This is a genomic window from Streptomyces sp. GSL17-111, from assembly GCF_037911585.1.
Lineage (GTDB): Bacteria > Actinomycetota > Actinomycetes > Streptomycetales > Streptomycetaceae > Streptomyces.
Genome location: NZ_JBAJNS010000001.1, coordinates 905,606 through 927,902, shown reverse-complemented (window position 1 = coordinate 927,902; position 22,297 = coordinate 905,606). Strand labels below are relative to the sequence as shown.

Here is a 22,297-nt window from a genome sequence, read left to right as displayed (position 1 = left end):
GGTCAGACCACCTCCGATCTGCGGGCCCAGCGCGGGACGCGCCGTCCGGGGACGTCGGGCGCCGGGGGGTGCGTGGCCGTGGTGGGCACGACCAGGAGTGAGGCGGCCACGGCCAGGTGCAGCAGGTACGGCGAGGCGTCGCCCAGCCCGGCCTCGGTGTACGACGCGATGGCGCAGTAGCTGATGAGGAAGAGCGCGCAGGCCCGCGACAGCGACGGGGGCCGCAGCAGCGCGACACCGCCCAGCACGACGACGAACGCCGCCACCAGCGTCACGCCCGTCACCCCCTGCTCGTGGTAGACGGCGAGCCAGCTGTTGTCGATCGGCAGTCCGCCGAAGGACTTGTCGCCCAGGCCCGCGCCGAACAGGTACTCCGAGGTCGTCCGGGGCGCGGCCAGGAGGGCGTCCCAGACCTTGGCCCGGCCCGTGAGGCTGGTGAAGTTCTCCTCGCTCTGCCCGCGCAGGAACCAGGCCTGCAGCAGGGGGCCGAAGCCCACCGCGGCCACGGTGGCGCACAGCACCGTCCAGCTGAAGAACCGTCGGGCGGCGGCGCTGGTCAGCACGAGGGAGCCGATCGCCAGCGCCAGCCCGACGAACATGCCGAGCGTGGCCGTCCGGGTGTGGGTCAGCGCGAGCAGGACGAGGGCCGGCACGATGACGAGGGCCGCGCTGCGCCGGTCGGTCCGGCGGCCGAGGGCGAGCAGCGCGGTGAGCCCGGTGATCACGGCCGCGTACTGCCCGATCTGCGGCGGGGTGAGCGGCCACAGCGCGCCGACCAGCCGCCCGCCGTAGAGCTCGGGCAGGGCGGCGCCCGGTGAGGCGATCGCGCCGGCGGCCACCGAGGCCAGGACCGCGACGTACGCCCGGATGTGGTATCGGACGAAGGTGGGGCCGCCGTCCCACCAGCAGCTGAGCAGCCACAGCGTGCTGACGAACAGCGCCAGCCTCCCACAGCGGAACAGCGCCCCGAAGCCGGACTCCAGGTTCGCGCTGGCGATCACGCTCGGCACCAGCAGCAGCGTCAGCAGGAACAGGTAGGCGCTGGGCCGGATCCGCACCCGGCGGTTGACGGCCAGCGCCAGCACGAACGCGGCGGCCAGCGAGCCCATGGTGACCATCTGGATGAGGGAGCGCGGTAGCGGAACGATGGTCTCCGCCCCGGCGGAGCCGAGGGTGTTGAGGACCAGCAGTCCCCAGGCGACGCCGACGATCCTCGGCGTGCGGTCCGCCTGCACCTCAACCACCGTCCCCGGGGCGGAAGGTGCTGCCCTCGTCCTGCCGGTACGGGGCGCCCCGCCACTGCCCGACGTCCAGCGTCCGGCTCGGGTCGTGGGCGACGAACGTCCACGGTCCGACGTACACGTTGTCGTGCCAGCGGTTGTGCTGCTCCAGGGTGATCGCTTCGGCCACCCGCTCGCCGTGGTAGGGCGACCAGTCCGGGTAGGTCCCGTAGTTGGCCAGCACCGCCATGCGGTCGCACCGCACCGTGCAGTCGACGACGGACGGGTCCAGCACGAAGCGGTTGTGGTGGATGTCCACGCGCTGGGTCTTCCACCGGCAGTCGGAGTGGAGCGGGGCGGTGGCGATCTCCGGCTGTGCGCACCGCTCGGTGTCGTCCACGAGCAGGGTGCAGTCACCGGAGGAGGTGTTGGCCGGGCTGTTGCAGAACCGGTCGGCGTTCTCCCACAGGGTGATGCCGGACCAGTTGTCCTCCAGCACGTTGCGGTGGATCTCGATCTTGTCGGTGCGGGCCGGTACGCGCGGTTCGCCGCCGGACTCCGACACGTAGAGCGTCGCGAACGGGAAGGTGTCCCCGCGTTCGGCGTGCCGCCGGCCCTCGACCCAGTTGTTCCGCCGGATCATGTTCGCGCGGATGACGGCGTTGTAGCTGGTCTCGTAGATCAGCGCGGCACCGTCGTTGTCCTCCAGCAGGTTGTCCTCGATGCGGAAGTCGTTGTTGTTGGTGTCCGCCCACAGCCCGGGCCCCCGGTTGTCGTGCACCCAGTTGCCCCGGACGTCGGCGCCGTCGACCGCCCAGAACTTGACGCCCCCGGTGCAGCCGCAGCCCGGCCGTCGCCGCTCCCAGTCGTCGGTGTTGTTGCCCACGATCTCGTTGCCCTCGACGACCAGCCCGCCGAGCGGGCCGTCGCCCTTGTAGGCGTTCATGCCGTACTGGCCGTTGCCGCGCAGACAGCTGGCCCGCACCTGCTGGCGGGCCCCGGCCATCAGCCCGGCCCCGGAGTTGTGCTGGATCGTCGTGTGCTCGATCACCCACCCGTCGGCCGAGTCGTGGTTGACCACGCCCTCGTCGTGCGGCGCGACGAAGCCCTGCACGGTCAGATGGCGCAGGGTGACGTCGGGGGCGGTGCCGCCGAACGCGTACTGGTTGGTCTCCCGGCCGTCGAGCACCGCGCCGGGCGCGCCGAGGTAGCGGTTGCCCTCCTTGGGGACGACCTGGGCGTACCGGTCCGCAGGGAGCGTGTGCCGCCCCGGCCGGAGCCAGAACGTGGTGCGCGGCGGGTTCTCGCGGGTCTTCGCCGCCAGGTCACCGGGGACGGCGGGGTCGACCGGCACGGCGCCCGACGGAGCCGTCGCCGGGCCCGCCAACGGCTCGGCGCACACCCGGGCGACGGACGTGACGGGCCCGGCTGTCGGCCCCGGCGCGGCGTCCGGCGCGCTCTCGCAGCCGCTCGCCGCCAGCAGGGCCAGCGTCAGCGGTGCCGCCCAGCGCCGCGACGTGCCGTCCGGGCGTCTCGTCGACGACGGCAGCGCGCGCCGGGCCGCGCTCCGTCCTCCCCTCGTTTCCACCACCTGCGCCCCTAGCCGTGGAATCCGAGCACGGTGGTCAACTCCGCCGAGCCGTCGGCGAACCCGGAGCCCACCAGCGTGGTGGCGGGCTCCTTGCGCCCGAAGCCGGCGGAGTACCAGCCCAGCGGCGGGTCGCTCTCGCCGCGATGGGCCCGCCAGGTCAGCTGCCCGGGCAGCTGGAGGGTCGCTGAGCGGTCGGCACCGTCCCGGGTCCAGCTGAGGTGCGCCCGGTTCCCCACCAGCTCGGCGGCGACGGCCGGGCCGAGGTGGAAGGCCAGGCGCACGGCCCGGCGCGGGCCGCGCAGCTCGTCGACCACCCGCAGCTCGCGTGTCGCGGCCGTCAGCTCCACGCTGCGGCGGTGCACGGAGCCCCGGTAGCCGTCGTGCTCGGCGCACCAGCGCGAGCCCTCCGGGCCCGCGGGGTCCGCGGGGTCCGCGACCAGGACGCGGCTGCGCGCGTGCCGGGTCCACAGGAACGGGCCGCCCGGGACGGACTGGTCGGCCCCCTCCACCTCGAGGGTGTTGTGGCCCAGGGTCGAGCGGAAGTACCGCCGCCACTCGGGCTGCCCGTGGTAGCAGAACGTCCCCGGGTCGGCGAGCACGTCGACGCCGTCGTGCCGGACCTCCACGGAGAGCGCGTCGGCGTGGGCGTGCGCGGCGATGGACAGGAAGCCGTGCGGACCGCCGTCGCAGCGGCACCAGATACCCTCCGGCCCCCGCAGGACCGTCAACCCCGCGTCGGCGAAGTGGGCCGGCCGGCTCGGCGGGCGGGAGGCGGCCGGTGCGGTGGGCCGCAGGAGCGCGGCGAGCAACGGGGTGCGGACGTCGGTGCCGGTCACCGTCGGCCACCAGGGGAGGCGGCCGAAGACGGCGTCCCCGGTGGCCAGCAGGGAGGCCCACCGGTCGGTGCCCTCGCCGTCCAGCACCAGGCCGTGCCCGTCGTCGGCGTCCCCCTGGCGCGGCGGCCGTAACCGGTCGTCGACGACGGCCGCGAGGGCGTCCGTCATCCGCAGCAGCACCAGCCGCACCGACGCGGGGACCGGCACCTCGGCGGCGTCCGCCTCCGCCACCGCCGCGAGGCCGAGCTCCAGGACCAGGCCGTGGTACTCGGTGGCCAGTTCGCGGTTGAGGCCGGAGGGGAAGGTGTTGCCGCGCAGCTGCCGCTCCAGCGTCCGCAGCGCCTCGGCCCGCCAGCGCGCCGAGGAGGGGAACCAGTCGAACGCGCAGCCTGCCGCCAGCTGCCCGGCGGCCTCGGCGATGACGTGGTTGTTCGCCGAGGAGCCCCGGCTGGGGAAGGCGGCCAGCCAACGCTGGTGGTGCCAGATCTGCCGGAGCGCCACCGGGTTGCGTTCGAACAGCGCGGCCGCGCCCGGCCAGCCGTCCAGCAGCCGGCGGACCCACACCCAGGACAGCAGCCGGATGCCCAGCTCGATGCCGCTGGTCCAGTGCACGCCGCGCAGCGGCGCGTTGGCCGCCCACCACGAGCGCAGGTGCGCGGCCACCCGCTCGGCGTACCGCTCCTCCCCGCTCACCGCGTAGGCGGCGGCGAGGACGGTGAGGTACTGGTGCCGGGACGGCTCCCAGATCTGCTTGACGTCCCCGATCGCGTCCTCGTCCCGGTACGGCACGTCGAACGCGTAGCCCCCCGGAGCCCGGCGCCCCGTCTTCGGGTCGTGGAACCAGTCCGGGTCGGTCATGTCGTCGCGGGCCACCCCGAAGAACACCGCGTGCCCCTCCATCAGCCGGTCCGCGTGGGCGAGGAGGCGCTTCGCGGCGTCCGGTGGCACCGAGGCCGTGACCCGCGGGGGCAGGGTGGCGGTGAAGCGGGCGCCGGTGACGTCCGGGCAGCCGGGCGGCGCCGTGCGCCAGCGCCGTCTGCGCACCGTGTCCGCCACCCTGCCGCCGACCTCCCGGGGCCCCATCCGGGACAGCCGCCGCAGGTACCAGGCCGCGCTCATGCTCATCGCGCCTCCGCCAGCGTCACCGGCGCCCCGGTGGCCAGGGCGGTCGGCACGGCGAGGGTGGCCGTCGTGGTGGCGACCAGCGACTCCAGCGACACCGGCATGGGCCCACCGGTCCGCACGGCCCGCAGGAACGCGTCGAGTTCGGCGCGCTGGCCCTTGTCCCTTGCCTTGGGCAGCCGGGAACTGACCCACCGCTTACGGCCGTACACCGAGGCGCGGACGAAGTCGTCGAGCCGCAGCGCGCGGCCGTCCGCGACCAGGTCCAGCGTCTCCTTCGGGAACGCCGAGGGGCCGGTCGTCAGGTAGCTGAGGGTGGCGGTGGACCCGCCCGGGTAGCGCAGCACGACCTGGAGGTCACCGGTACCGGGCGTGGTGACCGCGTACACCGAGACCGGATCGGCGCCGAGCAGATGGCTCGCCGTGTCGATGAAGTGCCCGCCCTCCCCGGCGAACCGCGACCCCTCGGTGCCGTGCCGCAGGTACCAGCTGCCGTGCTCCAGCCGGCCCGCGTTGACCAGGTAGCGCAGGTTCGCGGATCCGGTCAGCGGGCCGAACCGCTGCGCGGCCTCCCTCAGCAGCGGCGCGAACCGGCGGTTGAAGCCCACCTGGAGCCGGTCGTTGCCGGACTCCTCGACCGCCGCGAGCACCTCCGTCAGCTCCTCCTCGGTGAGGGCCAGCGGCTTCTCCACGAACACCGCCTTGCCCGCCAGCAGCGCCTTCCGTGTCAGCTCGGCGTGCGAACTGTGGCGGGTGACGACGAACACCGCGTCGACGGCCGGGTCGCCGAGCACCGCGTCCAGATCGGTGGTCGCGTGGGCGAATCCGAACTTCCGCCGCGCGTTGGCCGCCGACAGCGCCGTCGTGGTGACGACCGTGGACAGCTCGACACCGTCCCGCCCGGAAAGGTGCGGCAGCAGCATCGACGTCGCGTAGTTCCCCGCGCCGGCGAACGCCAGCCGCACGGGGGCCCCGGCGACACGCCGCGCCGGGGCGGGGGCCGCGCCGCGCGGTACCGGCGGCACGGCCACCTGCGGGGGCGCGGGCCGCCGGTCCGGCGCCTCCTCCGGGCGACCGGGGTAGCGGAACAGCACGGCCACGGCCTTCAGACCGCCGTCGTTCATGCTGCGGTAGGTCTCGACCGCGTCCGCGAAGTCGGCCGTGTGGGAGACGAGCGGCTCCACGTCGACGCGGCCCCGGGCGACGAGGTCGAGGAAGCACGCCAGGTTGCGGCGCTCGGTCCAGCGCACGTAGCCGATCGGGTAGTCGCGGCCCTGGAGCTCGTACTCCGGGTCGTAGCGCCCGGGGCCGTAACTGCGGGAGAACCGGACGTCGAGCTCCTTCTCGTAGTACGCGTTCCACGGCAGGTCCAGCCGGCACTTGCCGATGTCGACGACCCGGCCGCGGTCCCGGCTCAGCCGGGCGGCCAGCTCGACGGGCTCGTTGCTGCCGCCCCCGGCGGCCAGGTACACCTGGTCGACGCCGTGGCCGCCGGTGAGTTCGGCGACGGCGTTCTCCACCGTCGGCGAGCCGGGCGCGCCGCACGCCGCCGCGCCCAGGCCCACGGCGAGTTCGCAGCGCACCGGGTCGGGGTCGACGCCGACGACGCGGGCGCCCGAGGCGGTCAGCAACTGCGCGACGAGCTGCCCGATCAGCCCGAGGCCGACGACCAGCGCCACCTCGCCCAGCTGCGGTTCGCCCTGGCGGACGCCCTGCAGGGCGATCGCCCCGACGGTGCCGAAGGCCGCGTGCCGGGGCGCGAGACCGTCCGGCACCGGGGCGTAGAGGTTCTTCGGCACCCAGTTCAGCTCGGCGTGCAACGCGTGCTCGTTGCCCGCGCAGGACACGAGGTCACCGACCGCCACCTCGTCGATCCCGGCGCCGACCTCCTCGACCACCCCGCACAGCGAGTAGCCCAGCGGTGTGTAGGAGTCCAGCCGGTTCATCACCTTGCGGTAGGTGGCGGACATCCCGTTGGTCGCCACGCTCTGCGCGACCTTGGCCACCTGGTCCGGCCGGGAGCGGGCCTTGCCCAGCATCGACATGCCGGCCTCGGACACCTTCATGAGCTCGGTCCCGGTGGAGATCAGCGAGTAGGCGCTCCGGACCAGCACACCGCCCGGCCGGCACCCCGGTGCGGGCACGTCGAGCAGCGCCAGCTCGCCGCTCTTGTAGTTCTGCACAACCTGTTTCACGAAGTCCTCTTGTCTCTACGTCGTCAGGGGAGCTGGCCGGACCCGGAGGTCGCGCCGCGGTACCAGTACTCGAGGGTCAGCACATGCCACAGATGCTTGGAGAAGTCGCGGTGGCCTGCGGCGTCCTCGGCGACCAGCCGCGCCAGCGCGTCCCGGCGCAGCAGCCCGGAGCGCACCAGCAGGCCGTCGTCGATCACCTCGCGCACCAGCGGGGCCAGGTCCCGGCTCATCCAGGCCCGCAGCGGGGCGCTGAAGAGGCCCTTGGGCCGGTACACGATCTCCTTGGGGAGGATCGAGCAGGCCGCCTCCTTCAGGACGGCCTTGCCCTGCCGGCCGGCGATCTTGCGGTCGCCGGGCACGGCGAACGCCGCCCTGACCACCTCCACGTCCACGTACGGCACCCGCACCTCGGTGGACGCGGCCATGCTCGACCGGTCCGTGTACGCGAGGTTCAGGCCCGGCAGGAACATGCGGGCGTCGCCGAGACACATGCGATTGACGAAGTCGTCCAGGTCGTTGTCCTCGTAGACGTCCGCGTGCTCGGTCAGCACGTCCTCGACCGTCCCGGCCAGGTCCGGGTCGACCAGGGCGAGCAGTTCCTCGCGGTCGTACATGGTGTAGCTGCGCCGGAAGGCGGTCTCCTCCGGCAGGTCCGCGAAGGAGAGGAACCGCTTGGCGAACCGCACGGACCGGTACCCCCGCCGGGACGAGGCGACCGGCAGCCGGTCCACGGCCGCCGACAGGCCGCGCCGCAGGGGGGCGGGGACGCGCTGGTAGCGCAGCGCGAGCAGGTTGGCGAGGTGCTTGCGGTACCCGGCGAACAGCTCGTCGGCCCCCATGCCCGAGAGCATCACCTTGACCCCGGCCTCCCGGGCGGCCGAGCAGATCAGGAACGTGTTGATCGCGGCGGGGTCGCCGATGGGCTCGTCCAGGTGGTACGTCATCCGCGGCAGCAGCTCCAGGACGTCCGGAGCGATCTCGATCTCACGCAGGTCGACGCCGAACCGTTCGGCCACCCGGCGCGCGTGGCGCAGGTCGTCCGGCATCGCCTCGAACCTGGCGTCCTCGGCGCGGAACCCGATCGTGTACGCCGAGATCCCGGGGCGGTCGCGGGCCGCCAGGGCGGTCAGGTAACTGGAGTCCAGGCCGCCGGAGAGGAACGTCGCCACCGGGACGTCGGAGAGCAGGTGCCGCCGGGTGGACTCCTCGACGACGGCGGCGATGTCCGGCCGCTCCCCGCTGCGGGCCCGCTCCCGGCCCTCGGCGGCCACGTCCCGCAGGTTCCAGAACCGGCCGCGCTGCACCCGTCCGTCGGGCCGGCACCGCAGCCAGCTGCCGGGCGGCAGCTTCTCCGCCTCCCGGAACGCGCACCGGGAGTCCGGCACCCAGTAGTACAGCAGGGAGGCGACCAGCGCCCCGTGGTCCACCTCCAGCGGCCGGCCGGTCCCGGCGGCGAGCGCCTTGAGCTCGGAGGCGAACGCCAGCCCCGTGCCGCGCCGGAGGAGGAAGAGCGGCTTGATGCCGAGCTGGTCGCGGGCGAGGACCAGCTCACCGGTGCGCTCGTCGAAGATCCCGAACGCGAACATGCCGCGCAGCCGGGGCAGGCAGTCCGTGCCCCAGCGCCGCCAGGCCTCCAGCAGCACCTCGGTGTCCGAGGTGCCCCGGAAGCGCACCCCGGCGGACGTCAACTCGGCGCGCAGCTCGGGTGCGTTGTACAGCTCGCCGTTGTAGGTGAGGGCGAGGCCGCCGGAGACCATCGGCTGCGCGCCGGTCCCGGAAAGGTCGATGACGGCCAGTCGGCGGTGTCCGAGGTGCACCTCGCCGTCGCCGAGGGCGTGGCCGTACCGGCCCGCCCCGTCCGGGCCCCGGTGGGCCAGGGTGTCGGTCAGCCGGTCGGTGACGGCCTTCCCGTCCGGCCACCGGTACGTGCCTGCGATGCCACACATGTCCTACCGCACCTCCTCGTCGCTGTCCGGAACGCGTGCCGCGCCCACCGGCAGCCGCTCCGGCCGCCGCGCTCTCCCGTTCGGCCGGGCGGTCCGCTCGTCCCGCCCGCGCGGCGCCGTGGGCGCCCCGTCCCACAACGTGCCGTCGGTCCGGTCGCGCGGGTCGGGGTCGACCAGCACCACGCCGAGCACCGGGACGTTCTGGTCCGCGAGCTGCCGTGCCACGGTGTGCAGCCAGGCGGTGCTGCCGTGCCCGGCCCGGACGACGAGTACGGTCCGGGTGCCGAGGTGGCGCACGTCGGTCCACGCCGTTCCGGGCGCCACCGAGCCGACGCCGATCCGGCGCCCGTGGGGCGGGGCGTCCGCGCCGCTCCCGCCGCTGACGACGGCCGGGTCCTCCGGTCCCGTCCGGCGCTCGGCGAGCTGCCGGCCGGGCAGTCCGTCGACGACGACCACCGGCTCCTCCTCCGCCAGAGCACGGGCGAGGTCCAGGGCGAGCACGCTCGCCCCGCGCGCACACCCCAGCTCCAGCAGCGAGACCGGTTCCGCCGAGCCGCGCAGCGCACGGGCCAGCGTCGCGGTGAGCCGCGACCGTGCCGACCGCACCCGCCGGCGCCGCCACAGCCGGGACGACCCGCCGGGCAGCTCCGCGATGACCGACGCGCCGAGGTGCGTCGCGATGTCCCGGCGCAGCACCGGACGGTCCCCGACCACCGTGCCGACGGCGGCGACCGAGAGCCCGAGGACGATCCCGAGGACGAGACCGATCGCGCCGTTGGTGGCCGCCGCCTTGGGCACGGAGTGCCGCAGGGCGCGCGGGGCGTCGACGATCTGCGTGCCGGAGACGAGCTCGGCCGTGCCGATGCGCGCCTCCGTGGCGCGCCGGCCGAACGCGCCGATCTCCGAGGTGAGCTCCGCCCGGCGGGCGAAGAGGGACTCCAGGTCCGCCGGTGCGGCGGCTCCGCTCTCCGCCGTGCCGTCCTCGATCTCCTCGTTGAGCTCGGTCAGTTCCTCCCGCAGCCGGTCGCGCTGGGCGAGCAGGGCCTCGGCCTCGGCGTCCGCGGCCTCCCGGATCCGCCGGACGTGGTCCGCGACGAACGCGTCGGCCAGCGCCTGGGCGCGGGCCTCCGCCTGCGCCTCGGTGTCGCCGCTCACGGTGATCTGCAGGAGGTTGTTCGTCAGGCCGAGCCCCTCGTAGTCCTCCATGAAGTCCTCCGGCTTGTCCGGGGAACCGAGGGACCGCAGGGCCTCGTCGGCGATCCGCGTGGTGTGCAGCAGCGCCACGTCGGTGCGGATCAGCGTGCCGGGGTCGTTCGGCTGGTCCGCCTCGTGCGCGACCAGCACCTTGGTCACCGCCGTCGGCGGCGGTGGCAGCAGGACCGCCGCCGCCGCGCCCGCGAGCAGCCCGAGCAGCGCCAGGGAGCACCACAGACGGCGTCGTCTCCGCACCGCCACGACCAGCGACTGGAGGTCCAGCAGCGGAGCGGTGGGGGCGGGCTCCGGCGTCGTACCCGTCGTCACGTCGCGGCCCCCCGCACGTCCTCGGCCGCCGGAGGCGCGACCGGGGCGGCGTCCCGGGGACGGCCGCCGTCCCGAGAACGGCCGGCGGAGCGCGCCGGACGGGAGCGGACCGGTCCGGCGAGGACGACCCCGACGACCTCGTGCCCGGCGTCCGCGCACGCCTCGGCGACACCGGCCAGCTCCTCGCTGGTCCGGCTGCCCGCGCTGAGCACGACCACGGCACCGGACTCCTCGTCGCGGTCCGGCACCCACGGCCGCGCCACCGAGACCTCCACCACGCGCAGCGCGGGGTGCCCGGTGCCCGGTGCTCCGGGGGAGGGACCGCTGCCCGCCTCGGCGGCGAGCCGTCCGGCGGCGCCGCGGGCGACCGCGTCGCCCTCCGGGACGACGACCAGGAGCCGTCGGCGGCCCGGCAGCCGGGCCCGGAGGCGGGCGTGCACCCGCCGGTAGCGCGCCTGCCGGCCGGCCTCGTCGCCCGAGGTCCGCGGCGCCGGCACGTCCCACCGGACGTCCAGGCCCAGCAGCCGCCGGAGCCGGGCGCGCGGTCCGGGGACAGCCGTCCGGTGCGCGTCCCCGTCCCGGGGCGCCTGCGCACCTCGCGGGTCGCGCGGGTCCTCGGGGACGTCGACCGTGCCCAGCGACGTCGCGCCCAGGGCGGTGGCGATCTCCGGTTCGGTGCGCGGCCGACGGCTCATGCGGGCCGAGGCGAGATGGCCGACGACCGTGAGCAGAAGGAACAGCAGGGCCCCACCGCCGACGAGTTGCGCCCGCGTCGGCGGTGCCTCGCCGTCCGGCCGGGTGGCCGGGCCCATGACGACCAGGGCGGCCCGGTCCGCCACGGGGTCGGCCTCCTCCAGCCGGTCGCCGGCCTCCTGCAGCGCGGTGCGCAGCTTCGTGAGCTCGGTGCGCGTCTGCACGCTCTCGACGGTCTGCCCGGGATCGGTCGCCTCCGCCAGTTCGGTGATGCGCCGGCTGGTGCGCACCACCAGCTGGCGCAGCGACTCGGGCTCCTCCGCCTCGGCGGTGCCCTCGCCCGCCAGCCCCGCGGCGAAGGCGACGTACTGCTCGGCCATCTGGTCGGAGAGCTGCTGGGCGCGCTCCGGTGTGTCGGCCGTTCCGGTGATCTCGATGATGTTGCCGTCGGCGGCCCCGGCGCTCACGTCCTCCCGCAGCTCCCTGCCGCCCACTCCCGGCCAGTCGAGTGTGGCGGCCACGCGGTCGACGACCACCGAACTGTCGGCGATCGCCGCCTGGGTCAGCAGCTCCCGCTCCTGCCACGCGCCCGGCAGGACCACCGACGCGGAGGTCGTGTAGCGCGGCGGGAACAGCACGGAGGCGCCGTAGCCGACGAGCGCGCCCACCAGGGTGAGGAGGGCGAGCAGGCGTCGACGCCGGTGGAGCAACCGCCCGATCGTGGCCAGGCGTATCGTGTCCTCGCTCAACGACGCGGCCTCTTCCCGGCCCGTCCCGGGGCGCCGGTCGGCACCGTGGAGCGGTCCCGGCAGGCGGCGGCGTAGGCGGCGAGCAACGCAGCCTGCGAATGACGCCAGGAGAGCGGCCCGTTGATCCGCTCCTGGCCGATCGTGCCCATCCGCGCCCGCAGTTCCGGATCGTCCATCAGCCGTGCGATCAGCCCGGCGAACGCGGTCTCGTCGTTGGCGGGCGCGTAGACGGCGGCGTCACCGGCGGAGACCCGCGCCTCCCGGAGGTCGAACGAGACGACCGGCCGGCCCATCACCATGTACTCCAGCACTTTGTTCATGGTCGACACGTCGTTGAGCGGGTTGTGCGGATCGGGGGAGAGACACACGTCCGCGGTGGACAGGTAGCGCACCAGGTCCGCGTCCGGTACGCGTCCGGTGAACCGCACGTGCTCCGCCAGCCCGAGGTGCCGGGAGAGCTCGACCATCGCGTCGAAGGTGTCGCCCGCGCCGACGAACACCGCGTGCCAGTCGGTCCGCCCGAGCTCGTCCCGCAGCTTCGCGAGGGACCGCAGGGCGTAGTCGACCCCGTCCTGCGGGCCCATGACGCCGAGGTAGCACAGCAGGTGAGGCTTGCCGCGCTTCAACGCGGGCTCCGGCGGTACGGGGTGGAACCGGTCGACGTCGGGTGCGCTGCGCACCACGAAGACGTCCTCCGCCCGACGTCCGCCCCGCCGCACCGCGACGTCCCGGTAGCTCTCGTTCGTGGCGAGCACCACGTCCGCGGCCCGGTACGTCAGCCGTTCCAGCGCGCACACGGCACGGTAGAGCACGTCCTGGCCCCGGCCGAACCGGGACAGGTACAGCTCCGGTACCAGGTCGTGCTGGTCGAAGACGAACCGCGCTCCGCGTCGCTTGAGCCACAGCGCGGGCAGGAACAGCAGGTCGGGCGGGTTGCAGGCGTGGACCACGTCGACGGGGCCGACCTTCCGGGCCAGCCGCAGCGTGTGCCACAGCGCCGTTCCGTACTCGCGCAGATATCCGGCGGGGCCCCCGGTGGCCGCGCGCAACGGGTAGCGGTGGATCCGCACCCCGTCGATCTCCGCCTCCGGTTCGGTGTCCCGTCTGCTCCCCTGCGGACAGATGACGTGCACCGTCCAGCCCGCGTCGCGCAGCGTCGTGCACTCCTGCCACACCCGCCGGTCGAACGGCACCGACAGGTTCTCCACCAGGACCAGCGCGCGCCGGCCGCGCCGGTCACCGCTGGTTGCGTTACCAAGCAAGGCCCATGTACCCCGGTTCTGTCTGACGCGTCTCGGCGTCGGGAAGGTGGACGAGGTCGACGATCGCCCGGCCGTCGCCGTGCGGCAGCGCCGCCAGTACGGCCGGATCCCGGGTACCGACCACGCACACGTCGGCGTGGTCGAGCACCTCCTCGACGGAACCGGCGAGCAGTTGCGCGAGGTGCGGCAGGCGGGTCTCGATGTATTCGCGGTTCGCGCCGAGCAGCCGGGAGAGGCTCACGTTGGCGTCGTAGATCCGCAGGTCGTACCCCTTGCCGAAGAGCCGCTCCGCCAGCTCGACGAGCGGGCTCTCGCGGAGGTCGTCGGTGCCCGGTTTGAAGGACAGCCCGAACAGGCCGGCCCGGCGTTTGCCGGTGCGCTCGACCAGCTCCACTGCGCGCTGCAGATGGTCCTCGTTGGAGGGCAGCACGTGGGCGAGGATGGGCACGGAGACGTCGGCCCGCCGAGCCGCGTGGACGAGGCTGCGCAGGTCCTTGGGCAGGCAGGAGCCGCCGAAGGCGAAGCCGGGCCGCAGGTAGGCGGGGCTGATGTTGAGCTTGCGGTCGGCCAGGAACACGTCCATGACCTGGTGGGAGTCCACCCCGAGCGCCTGGAACACCGCGCCCAGTTCGTTCGCGAAGCCGATCTTGAGGCCGTGGAAGGCGTTGTCCGCGTACTTGATGGCCTCGGCCGTCGGGATCGGCACCCGGAACACCTCGCCGGGCAGGCCCTCGTACAGCGCCCGCACCACCTCGCCGCTGGCCGGGTCGAGTTCGCCGATGACCGTCTTGGGCGGGTCGTAGAAGTCCCGCACGCTCGTGCCCTCGCGCAGGAACTCCGGGTTGACCGCGACCCCGACGTCCACGCCGGCCGTACCGCCGACGGACTTCTCCAGGATCGGTACCAGCAGGTTCAGGCAGGTGCCCGGGAGCATCGTGCTGCGGAAGACGACGGTGTGCCGCCCGCCCCGCTCGGCCAGTGCGGCGCCGATCTGCTCGGTGACCCGCTCCAGGTACGTCGTGCACAGGCTTCCGTTGGGCTCGGACGGCGTCCCCACACAGACCAGCGACACCTCGCTCGCCCGGACCGCCTCGCCGACGTCACCGGTGGCGCGTAACGCCCCGCTGAGCACGACCTCGGCGGTGAGCTCGCCGATGCGCTCCTCGACCACCGGGGCCCGGCCCTGGTTGACCAGGTCCACCTTGACCCGGTTCACGTCCACCCCGATGACCTGGTGGCCCATCCGGGCCAGGCACACGGCCGACACGCAGCCCACGTAACCGAGCCCGAAGACGCTGACCCTCATGACCTGTTCCTCCCCACAGGCAGGCCCTCTCGGCCTGCGATCGGCGCACGGGCCGGACGACGACGGCCGCGCATCAGTAGGCCCCCTGCCCGTGGAGGACCGCCCGGAGCGTCTTCCACAAGATCACCGTGTCCAGGGCGAGCGACCAGTCCTCCACGTACCGCAGGTCCAGCCGGACCGTCTCCTCCCACGAGAGGTCGCTGCGGCCGCTGATCTGCCACAGGCCGGTGAGTCCCGGCTTGACCAGCAACCGCCGCCGGATGTCCGGGTTGTACGCGGCGGACTCCTCCGGCAGCGGGGGCCGCGGACCGACGAGTGACATCGATCCGGTGAGCACGTTGAGGAGCTGGGGGAGCTCGTCGATCGAGTACCGGCGCAGCACGCTCCCGACCCGCGTCACCCGCGGATCCCGGCGGAGCTTGAAGAGCAGGCCGGCGCCCTCGTTGCGGTCGGCCAGCGCGGCCCGGGCCCGGTCCGCTCCGGCCACCATGGTGCGGAACTTGAGCATGGTGAACTCGCGGCCGTCCTTGCCGACCCTGCGCTGGCGGTAGAACGCCCCACCCCGGCTGTCCGCCAGCACCAGCAGGGCGACGCCCAGCATCAGCGGGGCGAACAGCAGCAGCAGGACCGCCGCGCCCACCCGGTCGACGACCCCCTTGACGGCCCGGCGCCCGCCGGTGAACGTCGGCATGCTGACCCGCAGGAGCGGGATCCCGAGCACCGCGTCGACGTGCAGCCGCGGCCCGGCCACCTCCATCAGGACGGGGGCCACGATCATCTCGGCGTCGCTGCCTTCGAGGTTCCACGCCAGCCGTTGCAGCCGGTCCGGGGACCAGTGCGGGTCCGGGGTGATCGCGACGACCCGGTAGCCGTCGCGGCGGACGTGGTTCGCCACCTCCGACAGCCGGCCCACGACCGGCACCTCGTCCAGGTGGTCACCGCCGGGCCCGAGGCCGTCCGGTGTGCACACAGCGTCCACCCGCCAGCCCAGGTGGGGGAACTTACGGGTGCGGGTGATGAGGTCGTGCACGGTGGCCGGGCTCCCGGCCGCGAGCACCGGACGCAGGCACCGGCCCTCGTTGCGCTGCTTGTGCAGCCACAGGCGCAACAGATAGCGCACCGTCATGGTGACGAGCGCGATCGCGGGAATCGCGACGAAGATCCAGAGTTTGATATTGCGCGAGGTCAGGGCGATTCCGGCGAGCGCGAGCACGACGGTCGCCGTGAACAGCGCGCGTCCGAGCCGGCGGAATTCCTCGGCGCCCTGTCCGAGTACCGCCGGAGCCCATGCCCGGCTCACGGCGAGCGTTCCCAGGACCAGCAGTTCGGTGGCGAAGGCGAGAATGCCCCACTTCTCGTGCCAGTCGGCCGCGTCCCGGGCCCCGAAGAAGTTGCCGATCGCCGCCACCACGCAGGCGGCGGCCACCGTGTCGGCGCCGATGACGTAGCGCCGGTACCGCTGCTCCCAGTCGATCGTGGGCCTGCTGATCGTCCCGCTCGTCAGACGCCCGTGCGCCGACGGAGACGGGCTGACTAATCCCGCTTGCCGCACAGAACCCCCCAGGTTCGACGTGCTCGCCCCACACTGACCCTCCTGGTGGGCGGCCCCCGTCTCACCGCCCCGCTGTCCCTCCCCACGGCAGGCGGCTTCCCGCCTCCGTGCACGTCCTGGCCGGGCCGGCGCCACGTTCCACGACCGCATGCGGCCGCAGCGGATCCGTGTGCCCTGCCTGTCGCCCGAGGGCCACGGGAACGCGAAACCCCAGGTGCTCCCCGCACCGGAGGCTTCCTCCCGGGCTCCGGGAATCGACCACCCCCAAGCCCGGCACCGGGGACGCGACTGCTCGCCGTCCGTGGGTCCCGGACCTAAAGATCATTACGGTTCGCCCCACGCCCGAACGGCTGAAGCACGGTCAATCTAGACCATTGGCAGTTGATATGAAGAGAGGATGTGTGAAATTCGTGCCGGAGATTTGGGGTTGGTACACCTGTTCGGTGAACACCACCTGAAACATCGGCACCACGGCGCACTCCAGTCGCGCGCGGCACCCGTGCGCGGCTCCGTGCGGCCCCCGCGTCCGGCCGTTCCGCGTGCGGTCACGCCCTCCGCTGCGTGCCCCATGGCGTGGTCGGCTGGAGTACGGCTTCGCTGAGGGCGCGGGTCCGCAGGCCGGTGATCTCCTGGTACTCGGGGTCGGCCACCATGCGGCTGAACGCCTGCCGGTCGGGGTACCGCACGAGCAGGACCGCGTCCCACGCCTGCCCCCGCTCGGCGACGAGGGGCGTCTCGCCGTCGCCGGAGTAGAGCAGTTCGCCTCCGTAGCGCGCCAGAAAGGCGGCCGTCCGCCGGGTGTACTCCCCGTACAGGGTCCGCCCGCCGGGCGCGAAGCGCAGCAGGTTGAGCATCACGAGGGGCCGGCCCGGATCCTCCGCAACGAACCGGGCGAGCTCGGCACCTTCGGGGTCGACGGCCATGGCTGCTCCACAGGGGATCGGCCCGGCGGCGGCCTCTCGGCCGCACACGCGGGAGGGCGGGACGCGGTCAGGAGCATAGGGGAGAAGCCTCCTCGTGCATACCGTCCAGTCGGTCTGCCTTCGGTCTGTCTTCGGTCAGTGTGGACGGCGCCCCCGCAGGACGAGCCGCTCGGCGTGCTCGTCGTAGGGGCGGCCATCGAACCCGCCGAAGACCTCCACTTGGCCGAAACCCGCCTCCTCGGCCATGCGCCGCAGCTCCACGGCGCTGTACACGAACCACACGAGCGTGGCCCGCGTCACCCGCTCACCCCGCACCAGAACCCAGTCGCTGCGCAGCCGCGCCCAGTCGTCCAGCACGGTGTCGGTCTGCACCATCAGGTCCTCGCCCCGCCGCACCACCTTCGGCGGCGTGACCCGACGGGCCAGCAGCTCCTTGCCCGCCAGGTCCAGGACGAGGGTGCCGCCGGGCGTCAGACAGTCGTGCAGGGTGCGCAGGACGCGGGCGTTGTCGGCGGGGTCCTCGAAGTACCCGAAGGAGGTGAACAGGTTGAGCACGACGTCGAACGCCTCCGGTGGCTCGTACGTGCGCGCGTCGGCCCGGACGTAGGCGACGCGCGCACCGGCGTCGGCGGTCCGTGCGCGGGCGCGTTCCAGCATCGCCGGGCTGAGGTCCACCCCGGTCACCTCGTGGCCCCGGCGGGCGAGCGGCACGGTGAACACCCCCGGCCCGCAACACAGGTCCAGCACCCGGGTGCCGGGGGAGAAGGAGAGCAGGGGAGAGGTCTTCAGCAGTTCCTCGGCCTGGGCGTAGCGCTGCTCGGAGAAGAGGAAGTCGTGGAACTCGGTCCAGAAGTCGTCGTCCAGGAACCCACCGGTGGAGGTCATTTCGGCGTCAGTGCTCCTTCGTGGTCGTCGTGGTGGGGCCGACCGGGTGCGCGGCGGCGCAGGGCCAGCAGGGCAGGGGGCAGCAGGAGGCACTGCGCGGCGGCCAGCAGCCAGAACCAGCCGGTGTGCCCGGCGCTTTCACCGAAGCCGTACAGCTGACCGCCGAGCACGCCGCTGGCGCACGCCCCCAGGCCCGCGGCCAGCCGCTGCTGGCCGAAGACGACGGCGTCGGAGCGGGGGCTGCGGCGCAGGGCCTCCAGGTCGTTCTTCAGGAACAGCACGATGTCGCCCAGCGTGATCAGCGCCGCGCCCGCCAGCATCGCCGCCCGGGTCCCGGCGGCCAGCACGGCCAGTCCGGCCGCCATGCCCAGGAAGCCGAGAGTGAGGGCCAAGGCGTAGGGCATGCGCCGGATCAGTCCGGACGCCACCGGCTGCACGACGATGACCAGGGTGAAGCAGAGCAGCAGGACCAGGCTGTAGAACGTGCCCGAGGCCCGCTCGACGGCGTACACCGCCAGGAAGTGCTGGAAGTGGAAGTAGAGGTAGAAGGCGAGCGCGTTGGCGGCGAAGGGAAGTGCCACCAGGCCGGCCAGGACGCCCGAGCGGGCGCCGCCGTCCGGCGGCCGCCCGGCGCCCGCCTCGGGCAGCCGCGCGTGGCCCGCCGTGACGACGAGGAACAGGCCCGTGGCGGACGCGAACAGCCAGCCGGGCGCCGACAGGACGAACGGTCCGGCGATCAGCGGCCCGACGGCCATGCCCGCGTTGAGCGCCGCGTTGCCCGCCGAGAGGAACGCCGGACGGCGCTCGTCGTCGACCCCGTGCACCAGGTACGCCTTGTTGGCGGGCAGGTAGAGCGCGGCCCCGCAGCAGGTGAGGACGAGGGCGCCGACGGCCAGGGACGGCCAGCGCAGCGCGAGCAGCAGCCCGACGAAGCCGGCCGTCCGCACGCTCAGGGCCCAGACCATGGTGCGGCGCAGCCCGACACGCTCCGCGAGGGCTCCGCCGAAGAGGCCGCCGGAGAACTGTACGAGCGACGCGGCGGCCAGGACGACACCGACGGTGCCGAGGCCCATGCCGAGCCGTTCGTGCAGGAACACGGACATGAACGGCAGCACCATGAAGCTGCCGAGCGGGATGAGGAACGAGCTGAGCAGCAGGAAGCGCAGGGGGCCGGTGAGCGGGAGGAGCGCAGCCCGCAGCCCCGGCTCCCCCCGGGCGGTCTCAGCCACCCTCGGCCTGCCGTCCGTCCGGTGCGGGGAACGGCTCGGTGAGCACGCGCAGCGCGCCCGCGGCGGCCACGGCGCGGTGCGTGGCCAGTTCGGCGGTCTCCGCCTCGGCGTAGACGATGCCGGCGTACCCACGGCTGTCGTCCAGGTGCTCGACGGGGTCGCCGATCCGGCGCACCGGGTACCAGGTGGGCGCTCCCGGCATGCCCGGCAGCCGATCGAGCCCCGCGACGCCGGTGAACAGGCCGGGTTCGGACGGGTAGCCGAGGACGAAGGCGACGGCCGGTCCGCCGGGCGGCTCGGTGTCCACCAGGCCGGGGCGGCGGCCGAGCGCCGTCTCGACCATCGCCTCGTACACGTTGACCCCGAGCGCCCGGCACAGTCCCTCACCGACCAGCGCCCCGCCGATCCGTGGGTTGATCTCCACCACTTCCGGCCCGTCGGCGGTCAGGACGAACTCCACGTGGGCGAAGCGGTCGGTGTACCCGACGGTGTCGAGCACGGCGTCGAGCCACCGCTCCAGCGACGCCCGCCGAGGCTCCGGGAAGGCCACGGGGAAGGCCGTGATCTCCTCGCGGAAGCGGGGCTCGGGCGACATGAGCCGGCTGGAGACGCCGAGCAGTCGGGTGCGGTGGTCCCAGGTGAGGGTCTCGGCGCTGTACACGGGCCCGCTGAAGTACGGCTCGGCGAACAGCCGACCCTTCAGGGACCGTCCCGCGCTCTGGCCCAGCGCCCGGTCGAGCTCCTCCTCGTTCCGGACGAGCCAGACGTTCTGGCTGCCGGTCCCCGCCGTGTCCTTCAGGACGGCGGGCAGCCCCACCTCCTTGAGGAGCTGCTCGCGGGCGCCCGGGTCCGTGGCGGGGACCTCGACGGCCTGTCCGCGCGTGAGTCCGGCTCCGTGCAGGCGGTTGCGTACGGCGGCCTTGTCGCGGGTCAGCCTCAGCACGGCGGGGTCGAGACCGGGTAGGCCCAGCCGGGCGGTGAGTTCCGCCCCGGTGAGCGTCCAGGTGTCCGTGGAGCTGATCAGGCCGCGCAGCCCGGGGGTGTCCTGGAGGTGGCCGGTGAGCCGCTCCACGTCGAAGGTGTCGGTCTCGACGACGTCGAGGGAGCCGGGGGGCAGGCGGTCCAGTTCGTAGGCGTAGAAGGACGGGTCGCGCGTCAGCAGGAGCAGCCGCTCGCCGAGCGCCCCGGCGGCGTCCACCAGGCGGCCGAGGCCGAACGTCAGGGACTCCAGGCAGGCCACGGTCATGCGGCGGGCTCCTTCCAGCGATCCGGGCAGGCGGCGCGCTTCCACGTCGTGCGGGACCAGGGCATGGTCATGTCCTCCGGTCCGCCCACCTCGACGGGCTTGAGGGCCGTCGGGTCCAGGGCCTCCGCGTGCCGCGCGAACACGCGCTCGACGTAGCGGTGGCCGGTGTCGGCGCCGACCACCAGGTGCAGCCGGTCGGGGTGGCGGCGTGCCTCGTACGTCGCGGCCAGGAACGCGGCGCCGGTGGAGAGCCCGGCGAACACCGCGTGGTCGCGCAGCAGGGCGATCGCACCGGCCATCGCGTGGGTGAAGTCCAGCCAGTGCACGGTGTCGTAGAGGTGGTGGCGGACGTTGTCGAAGACGATCGACGACCCGATGCCCGCGATGATCGCCTCGGGATCGTGGTGCTTCTGGCTGCCGAACGTGATGCTGCCGAAGGGCTGGACGCCGACGAGGCGCACCGAGGGGTCCCTGCTCCGCAGCCGTTCGACGAGGCCGCCGGTGGAGGCGCCCGACCCGACACCGCCGACGACGGTCAGCGCGGCACCGGGCACCGTCGCCGCGATCCGGTCGGCCACGTCGCGGTAGCCGAGGTAGTGGATGTCGTCGTGGTACTGGCGCATCCAGTGGTGGCCGGGACGCTCGGCGAGGATCTCCCGGACGCGCCGCACCCGTAACTCCTGATCGAGTTTCAGGTTCTCTGACGGCTCGACCTGTTCCACGGTGGCGCCGAGGACCTCCAGCTGCGCGAGCGTGGTGGCGTCCACGGTGGTGGAGGCGACGATGTGGCACCGCATCCCGTACCGGTGGCACGCGAGGGCGAGCGCGTGGGCGTAGATGCCGCTGGAGCTGTCGATGAGGGTCTGTCCGGGGCGGACCGTGCCCCGGTCGAGCAGGTGGCGGACGGCCGCCAGCGCGGAGTAGATCTTCATGGACTCGAACCGCAGCAGGACCGTGCCGTCGGTGAGCCGGACCAGGTCGGGAACCTTCAGGGCGTCGGTGATGTGGGGGTGGATCACCCGTAGCCTCCTTGGGCGAATGAGCACTGATGGCCGAGCGAGCGGACGTACGCGGACAGATCGGCCCGGGTCGCGGAATCCGGGCGGTGGGTGAACAGGTAGCCGATCAGGCAGCCCGTGTGGGCGACGAAGACTCCCTCGGCGCCGAACTCGTCGCGGTGGGCGAGCAGGCCGTCGTACGTCGTCTTGGGCAGTACCTCCTGGGAGAGGGCCGCGCTGGCCGACGCGGCCCGGGCCACGGCGGCGGGGTCGGCCGAGTCGAAACCCTTGAGGAGGTCGGCCAGGCACCGCTCGTACTCCTCGCCCCGCCGCCGGTAGTGGTCCAACAGGCGCGGTGTCACGGCGGCCGTGTCCACGGTGCCGGGCTCGGTGACGAAGGCGGTGTGGAACCCAATGCCCGTGCCCAGCCGCCGCACCACCCGGTGCCGACCGCTCAGGTGCAGGGCGAACTCGTCGAGGAAGACGCTGTCGGAGCGCTCGATCGCCGCCAGGACGCCGAGGATCACGTCCGCGTCGTACTCCAGCGAGAACAACCGGAAAAGGCAGCGCAGGGTCGCCACGATGTCGGCCGTGGAACTGGCCATGCCCACGCCCACCGGCAGATCCGAGTGCCGACTCCACTCGCCCGGCGGCAGGGTGAGGCCGTAGTGCTGCAGGAAGAGCCGTGCCGCCGTCGCCGACTTCTCCCCGAGGGCCGAAGGACTCGCTTCCGCCGTGGCCGCCCCCGGGGTGAAGTACACCCAACTGTGACGCTCCACGGGGAAGGAGACCACCGCGATCTCCGGTGCGGGTCCGGCCCGCAGCGGGCCCTGGTACAGCTCGCCGAGGGTGCCGTGGCAGACGCCTGACATGGGCACCGCTCTCGGAGGCGCACTCCGGGTGTCACGCACACGTCCTCCTCCGTCCGGGCCGCGAACACGGGGCCGGGGAGGGGACGCGGCACGCCGGAACGTGCGACCGTCCGTACCGCCGACCCAGTCCACGAGGTCACCGTGCACAACC

The 22,297-nt window shown here is 73.6% G+C and carries 16 protein-coding genes; all 16 read right to left on the bottom strand.

The genetic code is table 11. The features are described from left to right. Window positions 1-2 precede the first annotated feature (2 nt). Window positions 3-1,244: an O-antigen ligase domain-containing protein gene (locus tag V6D49_RS03835; RefSeq protein ID WP_445330459.1), complete on the bottom strand. Its 1,242-nt coding sequence runs from the start codon at window positions 1,242-1,244 to the stop codon at window positions 3-5. After that, entirely contained in the window at window positions 1,237-2,715 is a 1,479-nt protein-coding gene (locus V6D49_RS03830) for a right-handed parallel beta-helix repeat-containing protein (protein WP_445330615.1), read from the bottom strand. The genes V6D49_RS03835 and V6D49_RS03830 overlap by 8 nt, the downstream gene beginning before the upstream one ends. A 104-nt stretch (window positions 2,716-2,819) precedes the next feature. Beyond that, window positions 2,820-4,772, bottom strand: coding sequence for a heparinase II/III family protein (locus tag V6D49_RS03825; protein ID WP_340557114.1), 1,953 nt, complete (start codon window positions 4,770-4,772; stop codon window positions 2,820-2,822). Continuing rightward, on the bottom strand, window positions 4,769-6,964 hold the full coding sequence (locus tag V6D49_RS03820) for a bi-domain-containing oxidoreductase (protein WP_340557113.1): 2,196 nt from the start codon (window positions 6,962-6,964) through the stop codon (window positions 4,769-4,771). The genes V6D49_RS03825 and V6D49_RS03820 overlap by 4 nt, the downstream gene beginning before the upstream one ends. 23 nt (window positions 6,965-6,987) lie before the next feature. Continuing rightward, window positions 6,988-8,910, bottom strand: coding sequence for an asparagine synthase (glutamine-hydrolyzing) (asnB, locus tag V6D49_RS03815; protein WP_340557112.1), 1,923 nt, complete (start codon window positions 8,908-8,910; stop codon window positions 6,988-6,990). A gap of 3 nt (window positions 8,911-8,913) precedes the next feature. Further along, window positions 8,914-10,431 carry a Wzz/FepE/Etk N-terminal domain-containing protein gene (locus V6D49_RS03810; RefSeq protein WP_340557110.1) on the bottom strand — a complete coding sequence of 506 codons (1,518 nt, stop codon included), beginning with the start codon at window positions 10,429-10,431 and terminating at the stop codon, window positions 8,914-8,916. Further along, window positions 10,428-11,873 (bottom strand): Wzz/FepE/Etk N-terminal domain-containing protein, encoded by a 1,446-nt coding sequence (locus V6D49_RS03805; protein ID WP_340557109.1) that lies wholly within the window; start codon window positions 11,871-11,873, stop codon window positions 10,428-10,430. Before V6D49_RS03805 ends, V6D49_RS03810 begins: the two co-directional genes overlap by 4 nt. Further along, window positions 11,870-13,135 carry a glycosyltransferase family 4 protein gene (locus V6D49_RS03800; RefSeq protein ID WP_340557108.1) on the bottom strand — a complete coding sequence of 422 codons (1,266 nt, stop codon included), beginning with the start codon at window positions 13,133-13,135 and terminating at the stop codon, window positions 11,870-11,872. Before V6D49_RS03800 ends, V6D49_RS03805 begins: the two co-directional genes overlap by 4 nt. Then, the gene (locus V6D49_RS03795; RefSeq protein WP_340557107.1) at window positions 13,125-14,441 is read right to left on the bottom strand and encodes a nucleotide sugar dehydrogenase; all 1,317 of its coding nucleotides are present in this window, start codon (window positions 14,439-14,441) and stop codon (window positions 13,125-13,127) included. Before V6D49_RS03795 ends, V6D49_RS03800 begins: the two co-directional genes overlap by 11 nt. 73 nt (window positions 14,442-14,514) lie before the next feature. Further along, the gene (locus tag V6D49_RS03790) at window positions 14,515-15,993 is read right to left on the bottom strand and encodes a sugar transferase (protein ID WP_340557106.1); all 1,479 of its coding nucleotides are present in this window, start codon (window positions 15,991-15,993) and stop codon (window positions 14,515-14,517) included. A 545-nt stretch (window positions 15,994-16,538) separates the two neighbouring features. Continuing rightward, the gene (locus V6D49_RS03785; RefSeq protein ID WP_340557105.1) at window positions 16,539-16,916 is read right to left on the bottom strand and encodes a DUF1330 domain-containing protein; all 378 of its coding nucleotides are present in this window, start codon (window positions 16,914-16,916) and stop codon (window positions 16,539-16,541) included. 135 nt (window positions 16,917-17,051) lie between these two features. After that, complete coding sequence (locus V6D49_RS03780; protein ID WP_340557103.1) at window positions 17,052-17,801, bottom strand: class I SAM-dependent methyltransferase; 750 nt, start codon at window positions 17,799-17,801, stop codon at window positions 17,052-17,054. After that, window positions 17,798-19,030, bottom strand: coding sequence for an MFS transporter (locus V6D49_RS03775; protein ID WP_340557101.1), 1,233 nt, complete (start codon window positions 19,028-19,030; stop codon window positions 17,798-17,800). The genes V6D49_RS03780 and V6D49_RS03775 overlap by 4 nt, the downstream gene beginning before the upstream one ends. Continuing rightward, complete coding sequence (locus V6D49_RS03770) at window positions 19,023-20,276, bottom strand: ATP-grasp domain-containing protein (protein ID WP_340557099.1); 1,254 nt, start codon at window positions 20,274-20,276, stop codon at window positions 19,023-19,025. Before V6D49_RS03770 ends, V6D49_RS03775 begins: the two co-directional genes overlap by 8 nt. Further along, window positions 20,273-21,295: a cysteine synthase family protein gene (locus V6D49_RS03765; RefSeq protein WP_340557097.1), complete on the bottom strand. Its 1,023-nt coding sequence runs from the start codon at window positions 21,293-21,295 to the stop codon at window positions 20,273-20,275. The genes V6D49_RS03770 and V6D49_RS03765 overlap by 4 nt, the downstream gene beginning before the upstream one ends. Next, window positions 21,292-22,146, bottom strand: coding sequence for a GHMP family kinase ATP-binding protein (locus V6D49_RS03760; protein ID WP_340557095.1), 855 nt, complete (start codon window positions 22,144-22,146; stop codon window positions 21,292-21,294). The genes V6D49_RS03765 and V6D49_RS03760 overlap by 4 nt, the downstream gene beginning before the upstream one ends. Window positions 22,147-22,297: the final 151 nt, after the last annotated feature.

Bases quoted from the DNA above. Each gene is read 5' to 3' on its own strand.
- asnB (WP_340557112.1), bottom strand. From the start codon at position 8,910: ATGTGTGGCATCGCAGGCACGTACCGGTGGCCGGACGGGAAGGCCGTC.
- V6D49_RS03780 (WP_340557103.1), bottom strand. From the start codon at position 17,801: ATGACCTCCACCGGTGGGTTCCTGGACGACGACTTCTGGACCGAGTTC.
- V6D49_RS03760 (WP_340557095.1), bottom strand. From the start codon at position 22,146: ATGTCAGGCGTCTGCCACGGCACCCTCGGCGAGCTGTACCAGGGCCCG.
- V6D49_RS03795 (WP_340557107.1), bottom strand. From the start codon at position 14,441: ATGAGGGTCAGCGTCTTCGGGCTCGGTTACGTGGGCTGCGTGTCGGCC.
- V6D49_RS03770 (WP_340557099.1), bottom strand. From the start codon at position 20,276: ATGACCGTGGCCTGCCTGGAGTCCCTGACGTTCGGCCTCGGCCGCCTG.
- V6D49_RS03825 (WP_340557114.1), bottom strand. From the start codon at position 4,772: ATGAGCATGAGCGCGGCCTGGTACCTGCGGCGGCTGTCCCGGATGGGG.
- V6D49_RS03785 (WP_340557105.1), bottom strand. From the start codon at position 16,916: ATGGCCGTCGACCCCGAAGGTGCCGAGCTCGCCCGGTTCGTTGCGGAG.